16 protein-coding genes, 2 tRNA genes and 1 rRNA gene are annotated in these 19,091 nt (G+C 57.8%); 8 read left to right on the top strand and 11 right to left on the bottom strand.

All coding sequences use genetic code 11. The annotated features are described in order from the left end of the window. Positions 1-39: 39 nt before the first annotated feature. The 3 genes from LOY56_RS04645 to LOY56_RS04635 all read right to left on the bottom strand — a co-directional run bounded on the left by LOY56_RS04645 (position 40) and on the right by LOY56_RS04635 (position 1,841). Positions 40-115, bottom strand: a tRNA-Ala gene (locus LOY56_RS04645). 30 nt (positions 116-145) lie between these two features. Further along, positions 146-222, bottom strand: a tRNA-Ile gene (locus LOY56_RS04640). Positions 223-304: 82 nt separating this feature from the next. Beyond that, positions 305-1,841 (bottom strand): 16S ribosomal RNA (locus tag LOY56_RS04635). A 695-nt stretch (positions 1,842-2,536) separates the two neighbouring features. On the opposite strand from LOY56_RS04635, the gene LOY56_RS04630 reads away from it, so the two are divergent. Together LOY56_RS04630 and LOY56_RS04625 are read left to right on the top strand one after the other, a co-directional pair. Continuing rightward, positions 2,537-4,474, top strand: coding sequence for an alkaline phosphatase D family protein (locus LOY56_RS04630; protein ID WP_258620198.1), 1,938 nt, complete (start codon positions 2,537-2,539; stop codon positions 4,472-4,474). A 16-nt stretch (positions 4,475-4,490) separates the two neighbouring features. Next, a complete protein-coding gene (locus LOY56_RS04625) occupies positions 4,491-5,018 on the top strand; it encodes an adenylate kinase (protein WP_258620197.1) in 528 nt (175 codons plus the stop codon). Positions 5,019-5,113: 95 nt separating this feature from the next. Here LOY56_RS04625 and LOY56_RS04620 read toward each other — a convergent pair whose 3' ends face one another. After that, positions 5,114-6,289 carry an aspartate aminotransferase family protein gene (locus LOY56_RS04620; protein WP_258620195.1) on the bottom strand — a complete coding sequence of 392 codons (1,176 nt, stop codon included), beginning with the start codon at positions 6,287-6,289 and terminating at the stop codon, positions 5,114-5,116. A gap of 102 nt (positions 6,290-6,391) precedes the next feature. On the opposite strand from LOY56_RS04620, the gene LOY56_RS04615 reads away from it, so the two are divergent. The 3 genes from LOY56_RS04615 (at position 6,392) to LOY56_RS04605 (ending at position 8,787) form a co-directional block, all read left to right on the top strand. Then, positions 6,392-7,297, top strand: a complete 906-nt coding sequence (locus LOY56_RS04615; RefSeq protein WP_258620193.1) for a LysR family transcriptional regulator — start codon at positions 6,392-6,394, stop codon at positions 7,295-7,297. Between the two features lie 75 nt (positions 7,298-7,372). Continuing rightward, complete coding sequence (locus tag LOY56_RS04610) at positions 7,373-8,386, top strand: sensor domain-containing diguanylate cyclase (protein WP_258622565.1); 1,014 nt, start codon at positions 7,373-7,375, stop codon at positions 8,384-8,386. Further along, a complete protein-coding gene (locus tag LOY56_RS04605; protein ID WP_258620191.1) occupies positions 8,383-8,787 on the top strand; it encodes a GNAT family N-acetyltransferase in 405 nt (134 codons plus the stop codon). The genes LOY56_RS04610 and LOY56_RS04605 overlap by 4 nt, the downstream gene beginning before the upstream one ends. A gap of 7 nt (positions 8,788-8,794) precedes the next feature. Here the strand turns inward: LOY56_RS04605 and msrA are convergent, their stop codons facing one another. Genes msrA through msrB form a run of 3 tightly spaced genes read right to left on the bottom strand, consistent with a single transcriptional unit; the run spans position 8,795 to position 11,875 of the window. Next, a complete protein-coding gene (gene msrA / locus LOY56_RS04600) occupies positions 8,795-9,502 on the bottom strand; it encodes a peptide-methionine (S)-S-oxide reductase MsrA (RefSeq protein ID WP_258620190.1) in 708 nt (235 codons plus the stop codon). A gap of 26 nt (positions 9,503-9,528) precedes the next feature. Then, entirely contained in the window at positions 9,529-11,316 is a 1,788-nt protein-coding gene (locus tag LOY56_RS04595) for a cytochrome c biogenesis protein DipZ (protein WP_258620189.1), read from the bottom strand. A gap of 43 nt (positions 11,317-11,359) precedes the next feature. Further along, complete coding sequence (msrB, locus tag LOY56_RS04590; protein ID WP_258620188.1) at positions 11,360-11,875, bottom strand: peptide-methionine (R)-S-oxide reductase MsrB; 516 nt, start codon at positions 11,873-11,875, stop codon at positions 11,360-11,362. A 153-nt stretch (positions 11,876-12,028) separates the two neighbouring features. Between msrB and LOY56_RS04585 the strand changes: the two genes are divergently transcribed. The 3 genes from LOY56_RS04585 (at position 12,029) to LOY56_RS04575 (ending at position 15,111) form a co-directional block, all read left to right on the top strand. Continuing rightward, positions 12,029-12,745, top strand: a complete 717-nt coding sequence (locus LOY56_RS04585; RefSeq protein ID WP_258620187.1) for a response regulator transcription factor — start codon at positions 12,029-12,031, stop codon at positions 12,743-12,745. Next, positions 12,742-14,268: a HAMP domain-containing sensor histidine kinase gene (locus LOY56_RS04580; RefSeq protein ID WP_258620186.1), complete on the top strand. Its 1,527-nt coding sequence runs from the start codon at positions 12,742-12,744 to the stop codon at positions 14,266-14,268. The genes LOY56_RS04585 and LOY56_RS04580 overlap by 4 nt, the downstream gene beginning before the upstream one ends. Positions 14,269-14,406: 138 nt before the next feature. Further along, entirely contained in the window at positions 14,407-15,111 is a 705-nt protein-coding gene (locus LOY56_RS04575) for a hypothetical protein (RefSeq protein WP_258620185.1), read from the top strand. 71 nt (positions 15,112-15,182) lie between these two features. On the opposite strand, the gene cyoE is transcribed toward LOY56_RS04575, so the two are convergent. Genes cyoE through cyoB form a run of 4 tightly spaced genes read right to left on the bottom strand, consistent with a single transcriptional unit; the run spans position 15,183 to position 19,090 of the window. Next, a complete protein-coding gene (gene cyoE, locus LOY56_RS04570) occupies positions 15,183-16,070 on the bottom strand; it encodes a heme o synthase (RefSeq protein WP_095055612.1) in 888 nt (295 codons plus the stop codon). A gap of 11 nt (positions 16,071-16,081) precedes the next feature. Next, positions 16,082-16,429 carry a cytochrome o ubiquinol oxidase subunit IV gene (cyoD, locus tag LOY56_RS04565; RefSeq protein WP_258620182.1) on the bottom strand — a complete coding sequence of 116 codons (348 nt, stop codon included), beginning with the start codon at positions 16,427-16,429 and terminating at the stop codon, positions 16,082-16,084. Then, positions 16,430-17,056 (bottom strand): cytochrome o ubiquinol oxidase subunit III, encoded by a 627-nt coding sequence (locus tag LOY56_RS04560; protein WP_258620180.1) that lies wholly within the window; start codon positions 17,054-17,056, stop codon positions 16,430-16,432. It lies immediately after the preceding gene. 3 nt (positions 17,057-17,059) lie between these two features. Beyond that, positions 17,060-19,090: a cytochrome o ubiquinol oxidase subunit I gene (gene cyoB, locus LOY56_RS04555; RefSeq protein ID WP_258620178.1), complete on the bottom strand. Its 2,031-nt coding sequence runs from the start codon at positions 19,088-19,090 to the stop codon at positions 17,060-17,062. Position 19,091: the final 1 nt, after the last annotated feature.

Here is a 19,091-nt window from a genome sequence, read left to right as displayed (position 1 = left end):
AATGCTCATTTCTAAGCTTTCAACAAACAGAAGCAGTAGTGGTGGAGCCAAACGGGATCGAACCGTTGACCTCCTGCGTGCAAGGCAGGCGCTCTCCCAGCTGAGCTATGGCCCCGTATTTCTACAGGCGTTTCCCACACAAAATTGGTGGGTCTGGGCAGATTCGAACTGCCGACCTCACCCTTATCAGGGGTGCGCTCTAACCAACTGAGCTACAGACCCAATTTCGGGCTGCTTCTTATCGTCTTCTTCAATGAATCAAGCAATTCGTGTGGGAACTTATGGAGCAGCTGATGTCGTCGATTAAGGAGGTGATCCAGCCGCAGGTTCCCCTACGGCTACCTTGTTACGACTTCACCCCAGTCATGAATCACACCGTGGTAACCGTCCTCCCGAAGGTTAGACTAGCTACTTCTGGTGCAACCCACTCCCATGGTGTGACGGGCGGTGTGTACAAGGCCCGGGAACGTATTCACCGCGACATTCTGATTCGCGATTACTAGCGATTCCGACTTCACGCAGTCGAGTTGCAGACTGCGATCCGGACTACGATCGGTTTTATGGGATTAGCTCCACCTCGCGGCTTGGCAACCCTCTGTACCGACCATTGTAGCACGTGTGTAGCCCAGGCCGTAAGGGCCATGATGACTTGACGTCATCCCCACCTTCCTCCGGTTTGTCACCGGCAGTCTCCTTAGAGTGCCCACCATGACGTGCTGGTAACTAAGGACAAGGGTTGCGCTCGTTACGGGACTTAACCCAACATCTCACGACACGAGCTGACGACAGCCATGCAGCACCTGTCTCAATGTTCCCGAAGGCACCCTTCCATCTCTGGAAAGTTCATTGGATGTCAAGGCCTGGTAAGGTTCTTCGCGTTGCTTCGAATTAAACCACATGCTCCACCGCTTGTGCGGGCCCCCGTCAATTCATTTGAGTTTTAACCTTGCGGCCGTACTCCCCAGGCGGTCAACTTAATGCGTTAGCTGCGCCACTAAGAGCTCAAGGCTCCCAACGGCTAGTTGACATCGTTTACGGCGTGGACTACCAGGGTATCTAATCCTGTTTGCTCCCCACGCTTTCGCACCTCAGTGTCAGTATCAGTCCAGGTGGTCGCCTTCGCCACTGGTGTTCCTTCCTATATCTACGCATTTCACCGCTACACAGGAAATTCCACCACCCTCTACCATACTCTAGCTCGTCAGTTTTGAATGCAGTTCCCAGGTTGAGCCCGGGGATTTCACATCCAACTTAACGAACCACCTACGCGCGCTTTACGCCCAGTAATTCCGATTAACGCTTGCACCCTCTGTATTACCGCGGCTGCTGGCACAGAGTTAGCCGGTGCTTATTCTGTCGGTAACGTCAAAACAATTACGTATTAGGTAACTGCCCTTCCTCCCAACTTAAAGTGCTTTACAATCCGAAGACCTTCTTCACACACGCGGCATGGCTGGATCAGGCTTTCGCCCATTGTCCAATATTCCCCACTGCTGCCTCCCGTAGGAGTCTGGACCGTGTCTCAGTTCCAGTGTGACTGATCATCCTCTCAGACCAGTTACGGATCGTCGCCTTGGTGAGCCATTACCTCACCAACTAGCTAATCCGACCTAGGCTCATCTGATAGCGCAAGGCCCGAAGGTCCCCTGCTTTCTCCCGTAGGACGTATGCGGTATTAGCGTCCGTTTCCGAGCGTTATCCCCCACTACCAGGCAGATTCCTAGGCATTACTCACCCGTCCGCCGCTCTCAAGAGGTGCAAGCACCTCTCTACCGCTCGACTTGCATGTGTTAGGCCTGCCGCCAGCGTTCAATCTGAGCCATGATCAAACTCTTCAGTTCAAACATCTTTGGGTTTTTAAGAAACCCTAAACTTGGCTCAGCAATCGTTGGTTACATCTTTGATTTCTCGCGGAGTAACTTGTGATGCTGATAATCTTGTTGACTATCAGTCTGACTCCACAAGCACCCACACGAATTGCTTGATTCAGTTGTTAAAGAGCGGTTGGTTAAGATCTTTCGTCTCAACCGAGGCGCGCATTCTACAGCAGCCTCTGTTGCTGTCAAGCGGTTATTTTCAGAAGTTTTCAAGGTTTTCCTTAACAACTTCAACCACTTGCGCTTTCGATCTCTCGTTAGCGGGAGGCGAATTCTACAGCGTTACTCGCTGCTGTCAACACCTCTTTTTTTCCGCTTTCGACCGAGAAGATCGAACCGTCAAAAGAGCCAAACAACACCGCCCTTTCAACTCCTTCTGGCTTCGATGAACTGAAGCGTAACCACTGTCGAAAACTGCGTAACTCATTGTTTACCAAGGAGTTTTTCGTTTCGACTGCGCCGGAAGTGGGGCGAATTATAGGCTTTCAGAATCTGCCGTCAACCCCTGATTACACTTTTCTATCAATAACTTGCGCAAAGCAGGAAAACAGCGCATTCCCCTTCTATATAGGAGAGTTAACCAGAATATAACGCGGACTTGGCTTGCCTTCCCGCTGCGTTATCATCGCCGCCCCATGCGCTAAGAGTCTTGAACCTGGATGTCCGTATCTTTGCCATCGCCCGCCAATCACTCTCCATTGCCACCAGTCCTCGTCGGCCCGCTATTACGGCGCCTGGAACCCACGCGACTGCTGCTGTGGCTGGTGGGGTCGCGTGCGCTGCCGCTGACGCTACGACTGCAAGGAATCGACATCCGTCTCGACGCGGGTCAATGCACGATCATCCCGGTCGGTACTCATGCCTTCGTTCATTTGATTGATGTGCCACTGGATGCCGCCCTCCCCTGCGACACGTTGATCGAGTACGACCTGCTGATCACCGAGGCGGATGGCGCTCAGTCGGGCATCCGCGAATGGGCGCCTCATCTATTATATGGCGAAGCGCATTGCCCGAGTTTCGTGCTGCGCTCGCGCATCGATCAGTTGCTGCATGGCTCCTGCCGTAAACCTCATCATCCGGCTGCCGATGGTTTGCTGTGCGTCGATCGGTTGCTGGAGTCCGAGCCGGACGCTTGCAAGCGCCCCGCGCTATTAATAATGAGCGGCGATCAGGTGTATGCGGATGATGTCTCGGGGCCGATGTTGCGAGCAATTCATGCCTTGATCGAGCGTCTAGGACTGTTCGACGAACACCTCGACGGTGCGGTGGTCAGCGACAGTGCCAGACTCTATGAACATCCGGCCACTTACTACCATCGTGCGGATTTGTTACCGGCGCTTGAAAGCAACGAAACCCTGCGCGAACGATTTTTCGGTGGAGCGCGTAAGCCGATTTTTACCAGTAGCAGCGCCGACAATCATTTGGTGACCTTCGCCGAAGTCATGGCCATGTACCTATTAGTATGGTCGCCAACGTCCTGGACACTGATCGCGCCGCAACCACCGGCACTGACGCCCGAACGACACAGGCGCTATGCCCTGGAGCAGACACGCATCGATGCGTTCAAGACGGGGCTGGGGGGTGTGGGGCGAGCGATGGCGCACCTGCCGTGCCTGATGATTTTCGACGACCACGACATTACTGATGACTGGAATCTTTCCGCGCAATGGGAGGAAACGGCCTACGGCCATCCTTTCTCCAAGCGCATCATCGGCAACGCGCTGCTCGCTTATATGTTGTGTCAGGGTTGGGGCAATAACCCCGACGCGTTTGGCAGCATGCTGGAAAAAACCCGTCTATTGAGTGACACGGGGCAAGACCATTACCTCGACAGCGATGTCCAGGATGGGTTGATCGATGAGCTGCTGAGCTTTCAGAAGTGGCATTACGTGCTGCCCACCCGCCCGGCGCTGGTGGTGCTCGATACCCGCACTCGGCGCTGGCGCAGCGAAATGAATCTCAAGCAACCGTCGGGGCTGCTGGATTGGGAAGCGCTCAGTGAGTTGCAGCAGGAATTGCTCGATCATCCCTCGGCAATCATCGTTTCACCGGCGCCGATCTTCGGCGTCAAACTGATCGAAACCGTGCAGCGGGTGTTTAGCTGGTGCGGTTATCCACTGTTGGTGGACGCCGAAAACTGGATGGCCCATCGCGGCGCGGCCCAAGTAATCCTGAACATTTTCCGACACTCCCGCACACCCGGTAACTACGTGGTGCTGTCCGGTGATGTGCATTATTCCTTCGTCTACGAAGTATTGATCCGACACCGCAAGGCCGGCCCGCGCATCTGGCAGATCACCAGCAGCGGCATCAAAAACGAATTCCCGCCCGCCCTGCTCGAATGGTTCGACCGCCTCAACCGCTGGCTCTACTCGCCCCGCTCGCCCCTCAATTGGCTGACCAAGCGCCGGCGCATGCACATCGTTCCGCACATTCCCGCACACGCCGAAGCAGGGGAACGGCTGTGGAACTCAGCAGGAGTCGGCCAAGTGTTCTTCAATGAAAAGGGCCAGCCGCAGGATATTTATCAATTCAATGCGGATGGATCGCCGAAGACGCGGATGATTGCGCCTGAAATTTCCGAAGCGGTTGAATGACTTTGCCCGAGTTGCCATGAGCAATTATTACCTGCACAGCATAAACCTCACCCGAACCTTGATCATCGGCAACTCCGGCTCGGGCAAGAGTTGGCTGGCCAAACGACTGGCCGAGCATCTACAAGTGCCCTGGATCGATCTCGACCTGATTCACTGGATATCCGATGAACACAGCATCGCTCGTCCACGTGCCGAAGCATTGAAAATGGCGAAAATGGCAGCGAATGAGGAGCGCTGGATTATCGAGGGTGTGTATGGATGGATGGTCAGTGAATTGGTGGAACAGGCGACAGCCCTGATTTGGCTGTGTCCGGAGGACGAAGACTGTGTCAGCCATATTCGCCAGCGAGAGGCGAAGCGAAACGATAGTGACGAGTTGTTGATAGCGCTACAGGAATGGGCGAAGACCTACCGCATCCGCGAAGGATCCAGTGGGTTTGCCGCGCATAGGCATTTGTTCAAAGCGTTTCGCAGCTCGAAACTTCAACTGATGAACCGGGCCGAAGTCACGGCTTTCGTCAGCACGATGCAAAAAATCGACTGATCGCCTCCGCCATTTTCTTTGGCAGATTTGTTCCACTGACCCAGACATCGACTCTGCAGGAGCTGCCGAAGGCTGCTCCTGCAGACAGAGTGCGGTCAAACTACGCTTATCGCCCCACAAATCCCTCTGACAATCATCTCCACTTCCCGCTCATCAATAGTCAGCGGTGGCAGCAGGCGAATGGTCTTGCCCCGTGTCACGTTGATCAACAGTCCGTGATCCCGAGCAGCTATCAGGGTCAGGTCGCGAATCGGCTGTTTGAGTTCGATGCCGATCATCAAACCCTGGCCGCGAATTGCCAGGACGTTGGGGTCATCGGCCAATTCGATGCGCAATCTGGCGAGCAAGCGTTCTCCCTGCAGTTTGGCGTTCTCCAGCAACCCTTGTTCTTTAACGATATCCAGCACGGTGCAACCGACGCGGCATGCCAAAGGATTGCCACCGAACGTACTGCCGTGGCTGCCGGGGGTAAACAGGTCGGCTGCTTTGCCCCGGGCCAGGCAAGCTCCGATGGGAATTCCGTTGCCCAAGCCTTTGGCCAGGGTCATGACGTCCGGGGTGATGCCTTCGTGCTGGAACGCAAACCACTGGCCGGTGCGGCCGATGCCAGTCTGGATTTCATCGAGCATCAGCAGCCAGGCGCGCCGGTTGCACAGTTCGCGCACCGCTTTGAGATAACCGGGCGGCGCCACTTGCACACCGCTTTCTCCCTGAATCGGCTCCATCAAGATCGCCACAATGCGCGAGCCGTGGGCGTGTTGCACCGCGTCCAGCGCCGCAAGATCGCCGAACGGCACTTTAATGAAATCACCCGGCAATCCACTAAACCCCAGGCGCACCGCCGGGCCGTCACTGGCGGACAAGGTGCCAAGAGTACGACCGTGAAAGGCGTTTCCCATGACCACCACCAGCGGCTGCTCGATGCCTTTATGCCAGCCGTAAAGCCGCGCGAGTTTCAGCGCGGTTTCATTGGCTTCGGCGCCAGAGTTGCTGAAGAACGCCCGGTCCATGCCAGACAACCGAACCAGTTTCTGTGCCAGCCGCTGTTGCCAGTCGATGCTGTACAGGTTGGATGTATGCAACAGCAGCCCGGCCTGTTCGCTGATGGCCGCCACAATTCGCGGATGGGAATGGCCGACGTTGGTCACCGCTACGCCCGCCACCGCGTCCAGATATTCGCGACCGTCCTGATCCCAGAGGCGCGTGCCCAAGCCTTTGCTGAAACTCAGGGCCAAGGGTTGGTAGGTGCTCATCAGGCAGGCGGCGGTCATGACATCAAACTCCATTAATAGTCGGTGTTTTTGCAGTATGGTTAGCCACCTGAGCTGGATAAACACTGCAACACTTCAATCATTTTAAAGCAGAGCTTGATAATGGATTTGTTCCAGGCAATGACCGTTTACGTAAGAGTGGTGGAAGCCGGCAGCATGACCGCCGCCGCTTTGCAGTGCGAAATGTCGACGACCATGGTCGGCAATCATCTTCGAGCCCTGGAACAACGTCTGGGTGTGCGCCTGCTCAACCGTACGACACGGCGTCAGCGGCTGACGGAATTCGGCACGGCGTACTATCAGCGTTGCCTTGAAGTGCTGGGGCTGGTGGCCGATTCCGAACGCCTGGCCGAACAGACCCTGGACGAACCGAGCGGCACTCTGCGCATCACTGCCCCGCTGACCTTCGGCACCGAACGGCTGGCACCGGCCTTGAGCGAATTCGCGCTGCGCTGTCCGCAGGTCAAACTCGACGTTGTGTTGACCAACCAGCGCCTGGATCTGCTCGACAACGGTTTCGATGTGGCGATTCGCTTGGGCACTACCGAGATGTCCAACATGATCGCCCGCCCGCTCATCGACTACACAATGACTCTGTGTGCTTCGAAGAACTATCTGGCACGCCGAGGCACTCCGGAAAAACCTGCCGACCTGCAACACCATGACTGCCTGGCCTTCGCCTACCCGGCCGGAGATGACTGGCACTCGGTAGCAAAACTATGGCGCCTGAGGGGACCCGAAGGCGAAGTCATGGTGGAGGTCAGCGGACCGATGCTGATCAACAGCTCGGCGGGGCTGCATCAAGCGGCGCGAACCGGGATGGGCATTGTGATGGTGCCCGATGCGTTGGTGGAGCAGGATCTTCAGGACGGAAAACTGGTGGCCTTGATGCAGGACTACCAATTGCCGAGTCGGCCAATGAACCTGGTGTACGCCCAGGACCGCTACCGTCTGCCGAAATTACGCAGCTTCGTCGACTTTGCACTGCAGAGGTGGGGCAAACACTAGCCGGGGCAATACGCCATGAACTAATCTTCTCGACGGGCGAGTCACGTTGATATCAGGACGGCAGGGAGACCGATGATGGGTGAGGCATCGAATATCGAGCCGTTGAAGTTCAATCTGTCAGATTTTAACCAAGACATGCTGCATACCATTCTGGAACTGGTCAGCGATGGCATCTGGGACTGGAATGCCAACACCGGGTTCGTCTATCGCAACCCAGGGTGGTACGAGATGCTCGGCTATCCGCCTCATTCCCTGGATAACAACGTGCTGACCTGGGAAAACGTGATCCATCCCGATGATTTTTCGCGGGTCATGGCACTGTTTGATGACTACCTGAATCAGCGCGCCCCCGGTTATCAAGCCGAGTATCGCTGCCGCATGCGCGACGGCACTTACATCTGGATCGAAGATCGCGGCTACATACTGGCACGTAATGCCGACGGTTCGGTGGCACGAATGGTCGGCGCGCACCGCAGTGTCGAAGACAAGAAACGCCTGTTCGAAGAAATGGAACGGCGCAATCAATCCCTCGAAGCCATCGTCGAAGAACGCACCCGGGAGTTGTCCAGGGTCAATCAGCAGTTGCAGATTCAACTCGAAGAGAATCGCAAACTGGCGGAAACCGATATGCTCACCTCCATCGCCAATCGCTATCGACTGGAAAAGGCCCTGCCCCAGGAATGCGACCGAGCCCAACGCTTTCGCCACCCCCTGTCGCTGATCGCCATGGACATCGATGACTTCAAAAACATCAACGATCACTACGGCCATGCCCTGGGTGATGCGGCGTTGGTGCAGGTGATCGAAAGCGTTAAGCACTACGTGCGTGAAGGTGATTTGTTGGCCCGTTGGGGAGGCGACGAATTCATCATGATCCTGCCTAATACCTTGTTGGCCGACGCCAGGGCGCTCGCTGAAAGTATCCGCCATGGACTGTCGAGTCTGCTGCCGGTCGGGGATTATCAAGTGACCATGAGTTTTGGCGTGGTGCAACGTTTTGAAGAAGAGCAACAGACCGGGTTCCTGGCAAGGGCCGATCAGGCGCTGTATCGGTCGAAGATTGCGGGCAAGAATGTGATTTCGGGATGAATACTCCCGTGCTTATTCGTGATGTGCGGCCCTCGGACGTGGAATCCGTGCGTCTTTTTCTTGGCGAGAATGGTTGGGCTCACCGCACCGGCTCAGCTGAGCATTTCGCGCAGTTGATCGCTAATTCCCAACGTACAGCTCTTGCGATAAAGGACTCCCGCATCGTCGGGTTTGCTCGAGGTATCACCGATGGTTTATCCAACGGTTATCTGTCGATGGTTGTCGTGTGTGGGCAGCATCGACGTGAAGGCGTCGGTCGCGCACTGGTTGAGCATGTCATGGGCGACAACACCGCCATTACCTGGGTTCTGCGAGCAGGCCGTGAAGGCGCTTCGGATTTCTTTTCAGAGCTGGGCTTTGAAACGTCGACCATTGCGATGGAGCGCTCGCGCTCGAAGTAGCCAATCACTATTGACCAGCCTTCACCAACACTGGCTTTTCCCGATACCGATCCGGATACAACTGCTTCAACTGCGCCACCTTCGGCAGATCATTGATCACGATGTAGGGATACGTCGGGTGCTCGGTCAAGAAGTCCTGATGCTCCTCCTCCGCCGGGTAGAAGCCGTTGTAGGTCTCCAGTCTGGTGACGATGGGTTTGTTGAACGAATGGGCGGCATCGAGTTGCGCGATATAGGCCTGGGCGACGCGTTGCTGTTCAGCGTTTTTCAGGAAAAGGGCCGATCGATACTGGGTGCCGCTGTCCGGGCCCTGGCGGTTGAGTTCGGTAGGGTTGTGAGCCACCGAGAAATAGATCTGCAACAAACTGCCATAGCTGACTTGAGCCGGATCGTAGGTGACTTCGACGACCTCAGCATGACCGGTATCGCCATTGCTGACCCGCTCGTATTGAGCGGTGTCAGCGGTGCCGCCCGCGTAGCCGGAGACGGCATTCTTCACCCCTTTGACGTGTTGAAACACCCCTTGGACGCCCCAGAAGCAACCGCCGGCAAAAATTGCCGTTTCACTGCGCGCTTGAGTGTTCTCGTCGAGCGTTGGTGGCGGAATGATGACCGCCTCTTCGGCGCCTCCAAAAGAGAACGCTACGCACTGACCGATAACACTAGCGGCGGCCAATCCCATCAGGGTACGACGCCAGTTGAATGGGGTTTTCATGGGTTGTCTCCTAGTGAATGGGGCTATCAACCGAACGTAAACGCATACGCCGACACACCGGGATCGAGAAACTCAATGCTGAATGTCCGGTCCTTTACGCCTGCGGTCTGGCGTACCAGTTGATACAACCGCTGCTCGGTGACGCTGCCGCTGCCATCGGGCGCCACGTCGACACCGTGGGCATCACCTGGGGGCTTGCCGTCAATCAACACTTTGAAACGCACCGTTTTACCGTCAGCACCGGGGCCCAATACCAGATGCAGATCGCGAGCGTGGAAGCGGTAGACGATACGGCTGGCCGGTGCGTTTGAAACGGCCCGCTCCGGACCGACAGTCCATTGACCGTCCAGGCTCCAGTTATTGAGGGCCAATTGTGACGGCGGGCTATAGGCCGCCACCTTGTCTGGCGCCAGATCGGTTTCAGCAACGAAATGCTCCGCCCGTCGGTAGCCGACATAGGTTTCCGGCGATTGCACTTCACTCATGTTCGGGGCGAGCTGGACACCCTCGGCGCGAGCATTGATCAGCCCGTCCGCGACCTTCGCGGCGCCCGCCTCACGCAGCAGTTGCTGAATCACTCGCTCCGATTCGGCGTATTTTCCTTCACCAAAGTGGTGATAACGAATGCGCCCCTGAGCATCGGCAAAATAGTGGGCTGGCCAGTATTGGTTGCTGAAAGCACGCCAGACCTTATAGTCGTTATCGATTGCCACCGGATAAGTGATGCCCAGGTCTTTCATGGCTTTGGTGACGTTGCCTGCATCACGCTCGAAGGCAAACTCGGGCGTATGGACGCCGATCACCACCAATCCCTGATCGCGATACTTCTCGGCCCAGGCCTTCACATACGGCAGGGTGCGCAGGCAGTTAATGCAGGAGTAAGTCCAGAAATCCACCAGCACAACCTTGCCCTTCAAGGCCTGGGCGGTAAGTGGGGGTGAATTGAGCCATTGCACAGCGCCGTCCAGCGATGGAAGGTTGCCTTCAATCAGTAGTTCGCCCGGTATCTTGGCGGTCATTTTCATACTGCCGGCGGGTTGATCGCCGCCCCGTGGAATCTGCGACATCATCGCCCCACTGTCGGTCGGCAACTTACCGGCGAATCGGCTTACCAACGCCTGCTCGATACCGCCGGTGGAGGCTGTCGAGACCCGCGCCAGAATCCCGGTATCCAGCCCCAAAGCGATTGCCGCCACACCGGCCAGCATCGCGACTCCCAAGCCTCGGCGCAGCCACTCACCCGCGCCTATCGAGCGCTTCATCGCGGCGAAGACTTTACCGCCCAGCAGCAGTGCCGCGGCGAGAGAGGTGGCGGCGCCAGCCGCGTAAGCCAGTAGCAACAGGGTGGTGGCGATGTTTGCCCCTTGCAGCGCCGCGCCAGTCAACAGCAGGCCCAGAATCGGCCCGGCGCAGGGCGCCCAGAGCAGGCCCGTGGCGACACCGATCAGCAACGAAGCGCCGGGGCGCGGCCGGGTATCGGCAGCCGCGGCTTCCGACAGCCGACCGCCGGCCGCCACCAGCGGACGCGTCAGGCGCTCGGCCAACCGGGGCAGCAACAGCGTCAGCCCGAACAGTGCAACGAACAGCAACGCGAGCCAGCGACCGTACTGATTGACTTGCACCACCCAACCGCCGCCCACCGCCGCCAACGAGGCGACGAGCGCGAAGGTCAGCGCCATCCCCGCCAGCAGCGGCAAGCCACTCCTCATAAACGGCTGCCCGGTGCGAGCGAAGACAAAGGGCAATACCGGCAGAATGCACGGGCTGACGATCGTCAGCACACCACCGAGATAAGCAAGGACCAGAAGCCACATAACGTCGACCTGCGTGAAGTGAGTGAAAGGAAGTGCCCATGGATTACGCCTGTGGCTTGAACGTCAGCGCCAGGCCGTTCATGCAGTAGCGCAGGCCGGTGGGCTTTGGCCCGTCCTCGAAGACATGCCCCAGATGACCGCCGCAACGACGGCAGTGGACCTCTTCGCGCAGCACGCCGAAGGAGCGGTCCTGACGGGTGGCGACCGCGTTGCCCAGTGGCGCCCAGAAACTCGGCCAGCCAGTGCGGCTGTCGAACTTGGTGTCGGAAGAAAACAACGGCAGATCACAACCGGCGCAGGCAAAAACGCCCTCCCGATGCTCGTTGTTCAGCGGGCTGCTGTAGGCCCGTTCGGTGCCCTCTTCACGCAGGATCTCGTACTGCTCGGCGCTGAGCATGGCGCGCCATTCGCTGTCGCTGTGGGTCACCTCGAAAACCTCTGCCGCGCGGGCCTCATCGATCAGCGCGACGCTTGCGGAAAATTTTGGCAATACACCGATCACCAGGGCTGCAGCCCCCAGCCCGCCGCTCGCTACAAGAAACTGTCGCCGTGAAAACATGGGCCTTCTCCAAAATTCCAGATGCCTTGCATGGAACACAGCCTAGGCTTGAGTTGATCGCCAAATCCTCACGAGAAGTTAAATAATTCGTGATAACTCAGCCTCAGGAAAACCCGCACAATGTGTTCATTGCGCCACAAAGGATTGAGCTCCATGGAACAGACCAAACGCGTCCTGGTGGTCGAGGACGACCTGCCTATCGCCGACCTTATCTGCCTGCATCTTCGCGATGAGCAGTTCGAGGTGGTGCACTGCGCCGACGGCGATGAGGGCATGCGACTGTTGCAGCAAGGAAGCTGGGACGCACTGATCCTCGACCTGATGTTGCCCGGCGTCGACGGCCTGGAAATCTGCCGCCGCGCCCGGGCCATGGCCCGCTACACACCGATCATCATCACCAGTGCGCGTTCCAGTGAAGTCCATCGGATTCTGGGGCTGGAACTCGGTGCCGACGATTACCTGGCCAAACCCTTTTCCATGCTAGAGCTGGTGGCGCGGGTCAAGGCACTACTGCGACGGGTCGACGCCATGGCCCGTAACCTGAAAATGGACGCTGGCAGTCTGAGCAGCGATGGCCTGTCCATCGACCCGATCACACGTGAAGTTTCCCTCGATGGCCGGCGTCTTGACCTCACGCCGCGGGAGTTCGACCTGCTGTACTTTTTCGTCCGTCAGCCCGGCAAGGTCTTCTCGCGCATGGACCTGCTCAACGCGGTATGGGGCTACAGCCACGAAGGCTACGAGCACACGGTCAACACCCACATCAACCGCCTGCGGGCCAAGATCGAGGCCGATCCGGCGCAACCGGCGCGCATCCTCACCGTGTGGGGTCGTGGTTACAAATTCGCCACGAGCGAAGAGCAGCCATGAGATTGACCCTGACCCAACGCCTGTCCCTGGTGTTCGCCGTGCTGTTGCTGGTGTGCTGCGGCACCTCGGCATGGATGCAGGTGCGCTCCAACCACATGCATGAACTGGAAGTGGTGCAGGGGTTGTCGCGGGATCTGGCGCAACACATCGCCCACGACACCGTGCTGATGGACCGCAATGGCCCGATGCCCAATGCCGTGCGCGAATTGTTCAGCCAGCTGATGCTGGTCAACCCCAGTGTCGAGGTTTATCTGCTGGACACCGAAGGCCGAATTGTCGGCAGCGCCGCACCCGAAGGCCGGATTCGCCGGGAACGGGTCGATCTGGCGCCGATCCAGCGTTTGCTCAAAGGCGAGGCCCTGCCGATTCTCGGCGACGATCCGCGCAGCGTCGATGGCAGCAAGGTATTCAGCGCCGCGCCATTGCGGGTCAATGGTCAACCGGCCGGTTATCTCTATGTGGTGTTGCTCAGCGAAGAGCACGACCGCTTCGCCGAACGCGGCGCCACCAGCGCGGCGCTCAATACCGCATTGTTATCCATTGGGCTGGTAGCGTTGCTCTGCCTGATTGCCGGCCTCACGGCATTTGGCCTGATCACCCGGCCATTGCGCCGTTTGACCGAAAAAGTCAGTCAGTTCGATATCAACGGCGTTCCGTCGGTGCCGCCCGCCTTGCCCGAGCCAGAGCCGGTAGAAAAAGCCGCCAGCCACGATGAAATTGCCGTACTCGACGCCGCCTTCCGACAGATGCAAGCGCGCCTCGGCGAACAATGGCGCTCGCTGACCCGCCAGGATCAGGAGCGTCGCGAACTAGTGGCGAACATCTCCCACGACCTGCGCACACCACTGGCTTCGCTGCACGGTTACCTGGAAACCCTATCACTCAAGGACGCCACGTTGTCCCCCGCCGATCGCCGCCGTTATCTGGGGATCGCCCTGGATCAAAGCCGCAAGGTCGGCGGCTTGGCGCAATCGCTGCTGGAACTGGTGCGGCTGGAGCACGGTTTCGTGCAACCGGTGCTGGAGCGCTTCTCCCTGACCGATCTGGTGCAGGACATCTTTCAGAAATTCGAACTCAGCGCCGAAGCACGCCAGATCGAACTCAAGGCCACCTTCTCCCCCAACGTTGCCGTGGCCTGCGCAGATCTGGGGTTGATCGAGCGGGTGCTGACCAATCTGTTCGACAACGCCCTGCGCCATACGCCTCAAGGTGGAGAGGTCGAACTCAGCCTGCGCCCACAAGGACCTTTTATCGAAGTGACCGTCAGCGACACCGGCCCGGGAATCGCTCCCGAACTGCGCGAAAGTCTGTTCCTGCGCCCGTTCAACATTGGCGGCGCCAGGCGCGATGGCGGACTGGGGCTGCGGATCGTGCACCGGATCCTGCAATTGCACGGGCGCGAGATCGAACTGATCGATGTGCCCGGACGCGGCGCGACCTTTCGTTTCTCTTTGCCGGTGGATGAGCAAACAGCAGAACAATATGTGGTTCGCTCGATGAATATAAATTCGATGGGGAAATAGTCGACAGCGCGGGCAAAAATGCTGACCAGCCGCCTGTTCATCCGTGACAACGCAGCCTCGGTCCAATAGATTAGGCGGCCTGAAAAGGCCTCGTGCTTTCTCGCCTCAATCCAAGTTAAAAGAAGTAGTGAAATTTCAATGTCTGATTCCAATACCGCTGAATCCGTAATCACCTTGTCGTCCAAAGCGGAATACGAAAACTCCATCAATCTTTCACAGCATGTGCCTCAGGCCAAGACCATCAGCGAAATGGTTCTGGACGCTTTTCAATCCACCCGGGAAAGCGACCAGATCCGCGAGCTGCGCGCCGCGATTCGCCAGGCTCATGACAGCTTCGACGACGACAAAGCCTACGATTTGATGGGCGAACTCAAGCAACTGAAAGACGCCGAAGCAGCCGACATCGCTGCCCTGGAAGATCTGAGCAGCAAATTCTCGATCAGCCGCATTCTGTCCAGCTTCAAGGACGACCCGGCGTTCCAGGAAATCGTTTATGGCCTGGCGCTGAAGGTGCTGAACCAGACTCACCAGGCCATCAGCAACCCGAGCAGCGGCAAGAGCAAAGCGGCTCGCGCCAAGAAAGAAGTCGAAGTGTTCACCATCAGCAAGGATGGCATCAGCGTCACCCTGCCCCTGCGCACCCCGCGCTCGCGCCTGAATGTGGACCGTGAAGCGCTGGAATTCCTGGGCTTCACTTTCGTCGGCGAAGGCGAAGAAGCGGAGCTGGAAAGCGAAACGTTCCTGGACAACGCCGGGGCCGAACAAGCGGTCAACCGCAAGAACATCATCACCGCGCTTCAGCAGCAAACCGCGTTCGACGGCTACAGCATCGCCGCGCAGTAACGCTAAACGCTAAACAAAAAAAGCCCCGCTCTTCTCTCGAAGGCGGGGCTTTTCTTTACAGCATCCGACGCTTAAGGCGCGTAAGTCAGCAACAGCTCACTCGGCACTTTAAAATCCAGCGACATCATCACGCTCAAGGCAGTAATGGTGAAGATCGAGAACACAAACAGCTTGCGTGCCCAGACCGTGTCATCCACTGCCTTGTAACCGGTCCAGGCCATGTACAACCAGTACATGCCCATGGCCGCGGCGACGGCAAGGTAGCTCATGCCGGCGTAGCCGCTGAAGGTCAGCATCAAGGTCGCCACGAGGAACGCCAGGATGTAGAGCAGGATGTGCTTCTTGGCCACTTGAATCCCGCGCTTCACTGGCAACACCGGAATCGATGCGGCCAGGTAATCGTTGAAGCGGAAAATTGCGATGGCGTAGGAATGCGGCATCTGCCACAGGCTGAACATCACCAGCAGCGTCAGCGCGGCCATGTCGAAGCTGTTAGTCACAGCCACGTAGCCAATCACCGGCGGCATTGCCCCCGACAGACTGCCCACCAGCGTGCCGTGAACCGACTTGCGCTTGAGGTACAGGCTGTAGAAGCCGACGTAGATGACAAAACCGATCACCGCGAACAGTGCAGCCAATGGGTTGGCCACCTTGTACAACAGTGCAACGCCGAAAACACCAAGGATGGTCGCAAAAGCCAGGGCCAGTTTCAGGGAGATCAAACCCTGGACCAGCACCCGGTTCTTGGTGCGCTCCATCTTCAGGTCGATGTCGCGGTCGATGCAGTTGTTGAACACGCAACCGGAGGCCACCACCAGGGACGTGCCGATCATCGCAGCCAGGAAGATGGCCAGATCGACATGCCCTTTGGAGGCCAGGAAAAATCCGCCCGCCACTGAAAGCACGTTACCGAAAATGATCCCCGGTTTGGTGATTTGGATAAAGTGCTTCAAGGACATCCGGACTTACCTCAGTGCGCCATCATGTTGGTGTGGATGCTGAACATGATCCACAGCGACAGGCCTACCAACAGGACAATTACAATCGCGGCGAAAACAAACGCAATGACGTTATTACGCTGCGCCGCCGAACGGTCCAGGTGGAGGAAGTACACCAAGTGCACCAGCACCTGGATAACTGCGAAGGCCAGTACGATCCACAGGGTCAGGGCTTTGGGCAGCGATGGGTACATCACCAGGCCGAAAGGAATGACGGTCAGGATCACCGACAGGATAAAACCGATGGCGTAGGACTTGACGCTGCCGTGGCCGGCGTCGTGGCTATCGTGGCCATTGTGGGAGTGAGCTGCGTTAGCCATTTACAGAGTCCCCATCAGATAAACAACGGTGAATACGCAGATCCACACCACGTCCAGGAAGTGCCAGAACAGGCTCAGGCAGCTCAGGCGAGTCTTGTTGGTCGCTGTCAGGCCGTTTTTCTGCACCTGATACATCATGATCGCCATCCAGATCAGACCGCTGGTCACGTGCAGACCGTGGGTGCCGACCAGGGTGAAGAACCCGGACAGGAAGCCGCTGCGGCTAGGGCCGAAGCCTTCGGAGATCAGTACGTGGAACTCGTTGATCTCCATGCCGATGAAGCCGGCGCCGAACATGAAGGTCAGGGCCAGCCAGCCCAGGACCTGGTTCTTCTTGCCCTTGAACAACGCCAGCATGGCGAAGCCGTAGGTGATCGAACTGAACAGCAGCAGGGCGGTTTCGCCCAGTACGTATGGCAGTTCGAAGATGTCGTGGCCCGACGGGCCACCCGCTACGTTGTTAACCAGTACCGCGTACGCCGCGAAGATCGACGCAAACAGGATGCAGTCGGTCATCAGGTAGAGCCAGAAACCGAATACGGTCATCTCGCCCGAGTCGTGGTGATGGTCATCATGCCCATGTCCATCGACATGGGTGTGTCCAGCATTGGTCACTAAGTTCGACATGGTTTAAGCCTGTTCCAACGAGGTTTCAACACGGGTGGCGGTGGCTGGAACTTTCCCGGCCGCTACCAGACGCTTGTGCTGCTCGGCTTCGATGCGCTCGATCACGTCGACCGGCACCATATAGCCTTGATCATCACGTGCAGCGTGGATCACGAAGTAGATCACGGTGCCGGCCAGACCAGCGATTGCCAGCCACCAGATGTGCCAGATCATCGCGAAACCGAACACGGTCAACAGCGCGCCCATGACCACACCGGTCGCGGTGTTGTTTGGCATGTGGATCGGCTCGTAACGGGCCGGGGCCTTGTACGCGGTGCCGTTTTCCTTGGCTTCGGTGAACGGGTCGATGCTGTCTGCTTTCGGCAGCACGGCAAAGTTGTAGAACGGTGGTGGCGACGAGGTCGACCATTCCAGGGTATGGGCATTCCACGGGTCGCCGTGTTCGCACATGTTTTCTGGCTTGTTGCGATCACGCACGCTGACGTACAGCTGGATCAGCTGGCAGGCGATACCGAAGGCAATCATCACCGCACCAAACATGGCAACGTACAGGTACGGCACCCACTCAGGGTTGGTGGTGGCGTTCAGACGACGGGTCATGCCCATGAAGCCCAGTACGTAGAGCGGCATGAAAGCGACGAAGAAGCCGGTGATCCAGAACCAGAACGCTGCCTTGCCCCAGCCTTCGTGCAGCTTGAAGCCGAACGCTTTAGGGAAGTAGAAGGCGAAACCGGCGATGTAACCGAATACCGCGCCGCCGATGATCACGTTATGGAAGTGCGCGATCACGAACAGGCTGTTGTGCAGAACGAAGTCAGCACCCGGGATGGCCAGCAGTACGCCGGTCATGCCGCCGATGGCGAAGGTCACCATGAAGCCCAGGGTCCACAGCACCTGGCTGGTGAAACGCAGACGGCCCTGGTAGATGGTGAACAGCCAGTTGAATAGCTTCACCCCCGTCGGGATCGAAATCAGCATCGTCGCCAGACCGAAGAAGGCGTTGACGCTGGCACCCGAACCCATGGTGAAGAAGTGGTGCAGCCAGACCATGAAGCCCAGGATCGAGATCGCGCCGCTGGCGTAGATCATCGAGTGGTGGCCGAACAGACGCTTGCCGGTGAAGGTCGAGATGACTTCGGAGAAGATCCCGAACGCCGGCAGAATCAGGATGTAAACCTCGGGGTGACCCCAGGCCCAGAACAAGTTGACGTACATCATCGGATTGCCACCAAGTTCATTGGTGAAAATGTGGAAATCCATGTAACGGTCAAGCGTCAGCAGTGCCAGGGTAGCGGTCAGGATCGGGAACGAAGCCACGATCAGGACGTTGGCCCAGGTGCAGGTCCAGGTGAAGATCGGCATGTCCATCAGCTTCATGCCCGGGGTACGCATTTTCAGCACGGTGGCCAGGAAGTTGACCCCCGTCAGCGTCGTACCCAACCCGGATAGCTGCAGCGCCCAGATGTAGTAATCCATCCCCACGCCCGGGCTGTATTGCAGGCCCGACAGCGGTGGATAGGCAACCCAGCCGGTCTTGGCGAACTCGCCAACGCCCAGAGACAGGTTGATCAGCACTACGCCGGAAACCAGCAGCCAGAAGCTCAGGGAGTTCAGGAATGGGTAGGCAACGTCACGCGCGCCGATCTGCAGCGGCACTGCAAGGTTCATCAGGCCGGTGAAGAATGGCATCGCCATGAAGATGATCATGATCACACCGTGAGCGGTGAAGATCTGGTCATAGTGTTCAGGCGGCAGGTAGCCAGGCGAACCCTCGGTGGCCATGGCCAACTGGGTACGCATCATGATGGCGTCGGCAAAGCCGCGCAGCAGCATGACCATGGCGACGATGATGTACATCACGCCGATTTTCTTGTGGTCGACCGAGGTCAGCCACTCGGTCCACAAATAAGTCCACTTCTTGAAGTAGGTGATTGCAGCGAACAGCGCCAGACCACCGAGCGCGATCATGGCGATGGTTATCATCACGATCGGTTCGTGGAACGGGACCGCTTCCCAACTTAATTTACCAAACATC

It is taken from the genome of Pseudomonas sp. B21-048, assembly GCF_024748615.1.
Taxonomy (GTDB): Bacteria; Pseudomonadota; Gammaproteobacteria; order Pseudomonadales; family Pseudomonadaceae; genus Aquipseudomonas.
Note: the sequence above shows the minus strand (reverse complement) of the source record. Positions and strands in the feature narration are given on the sequence as shown.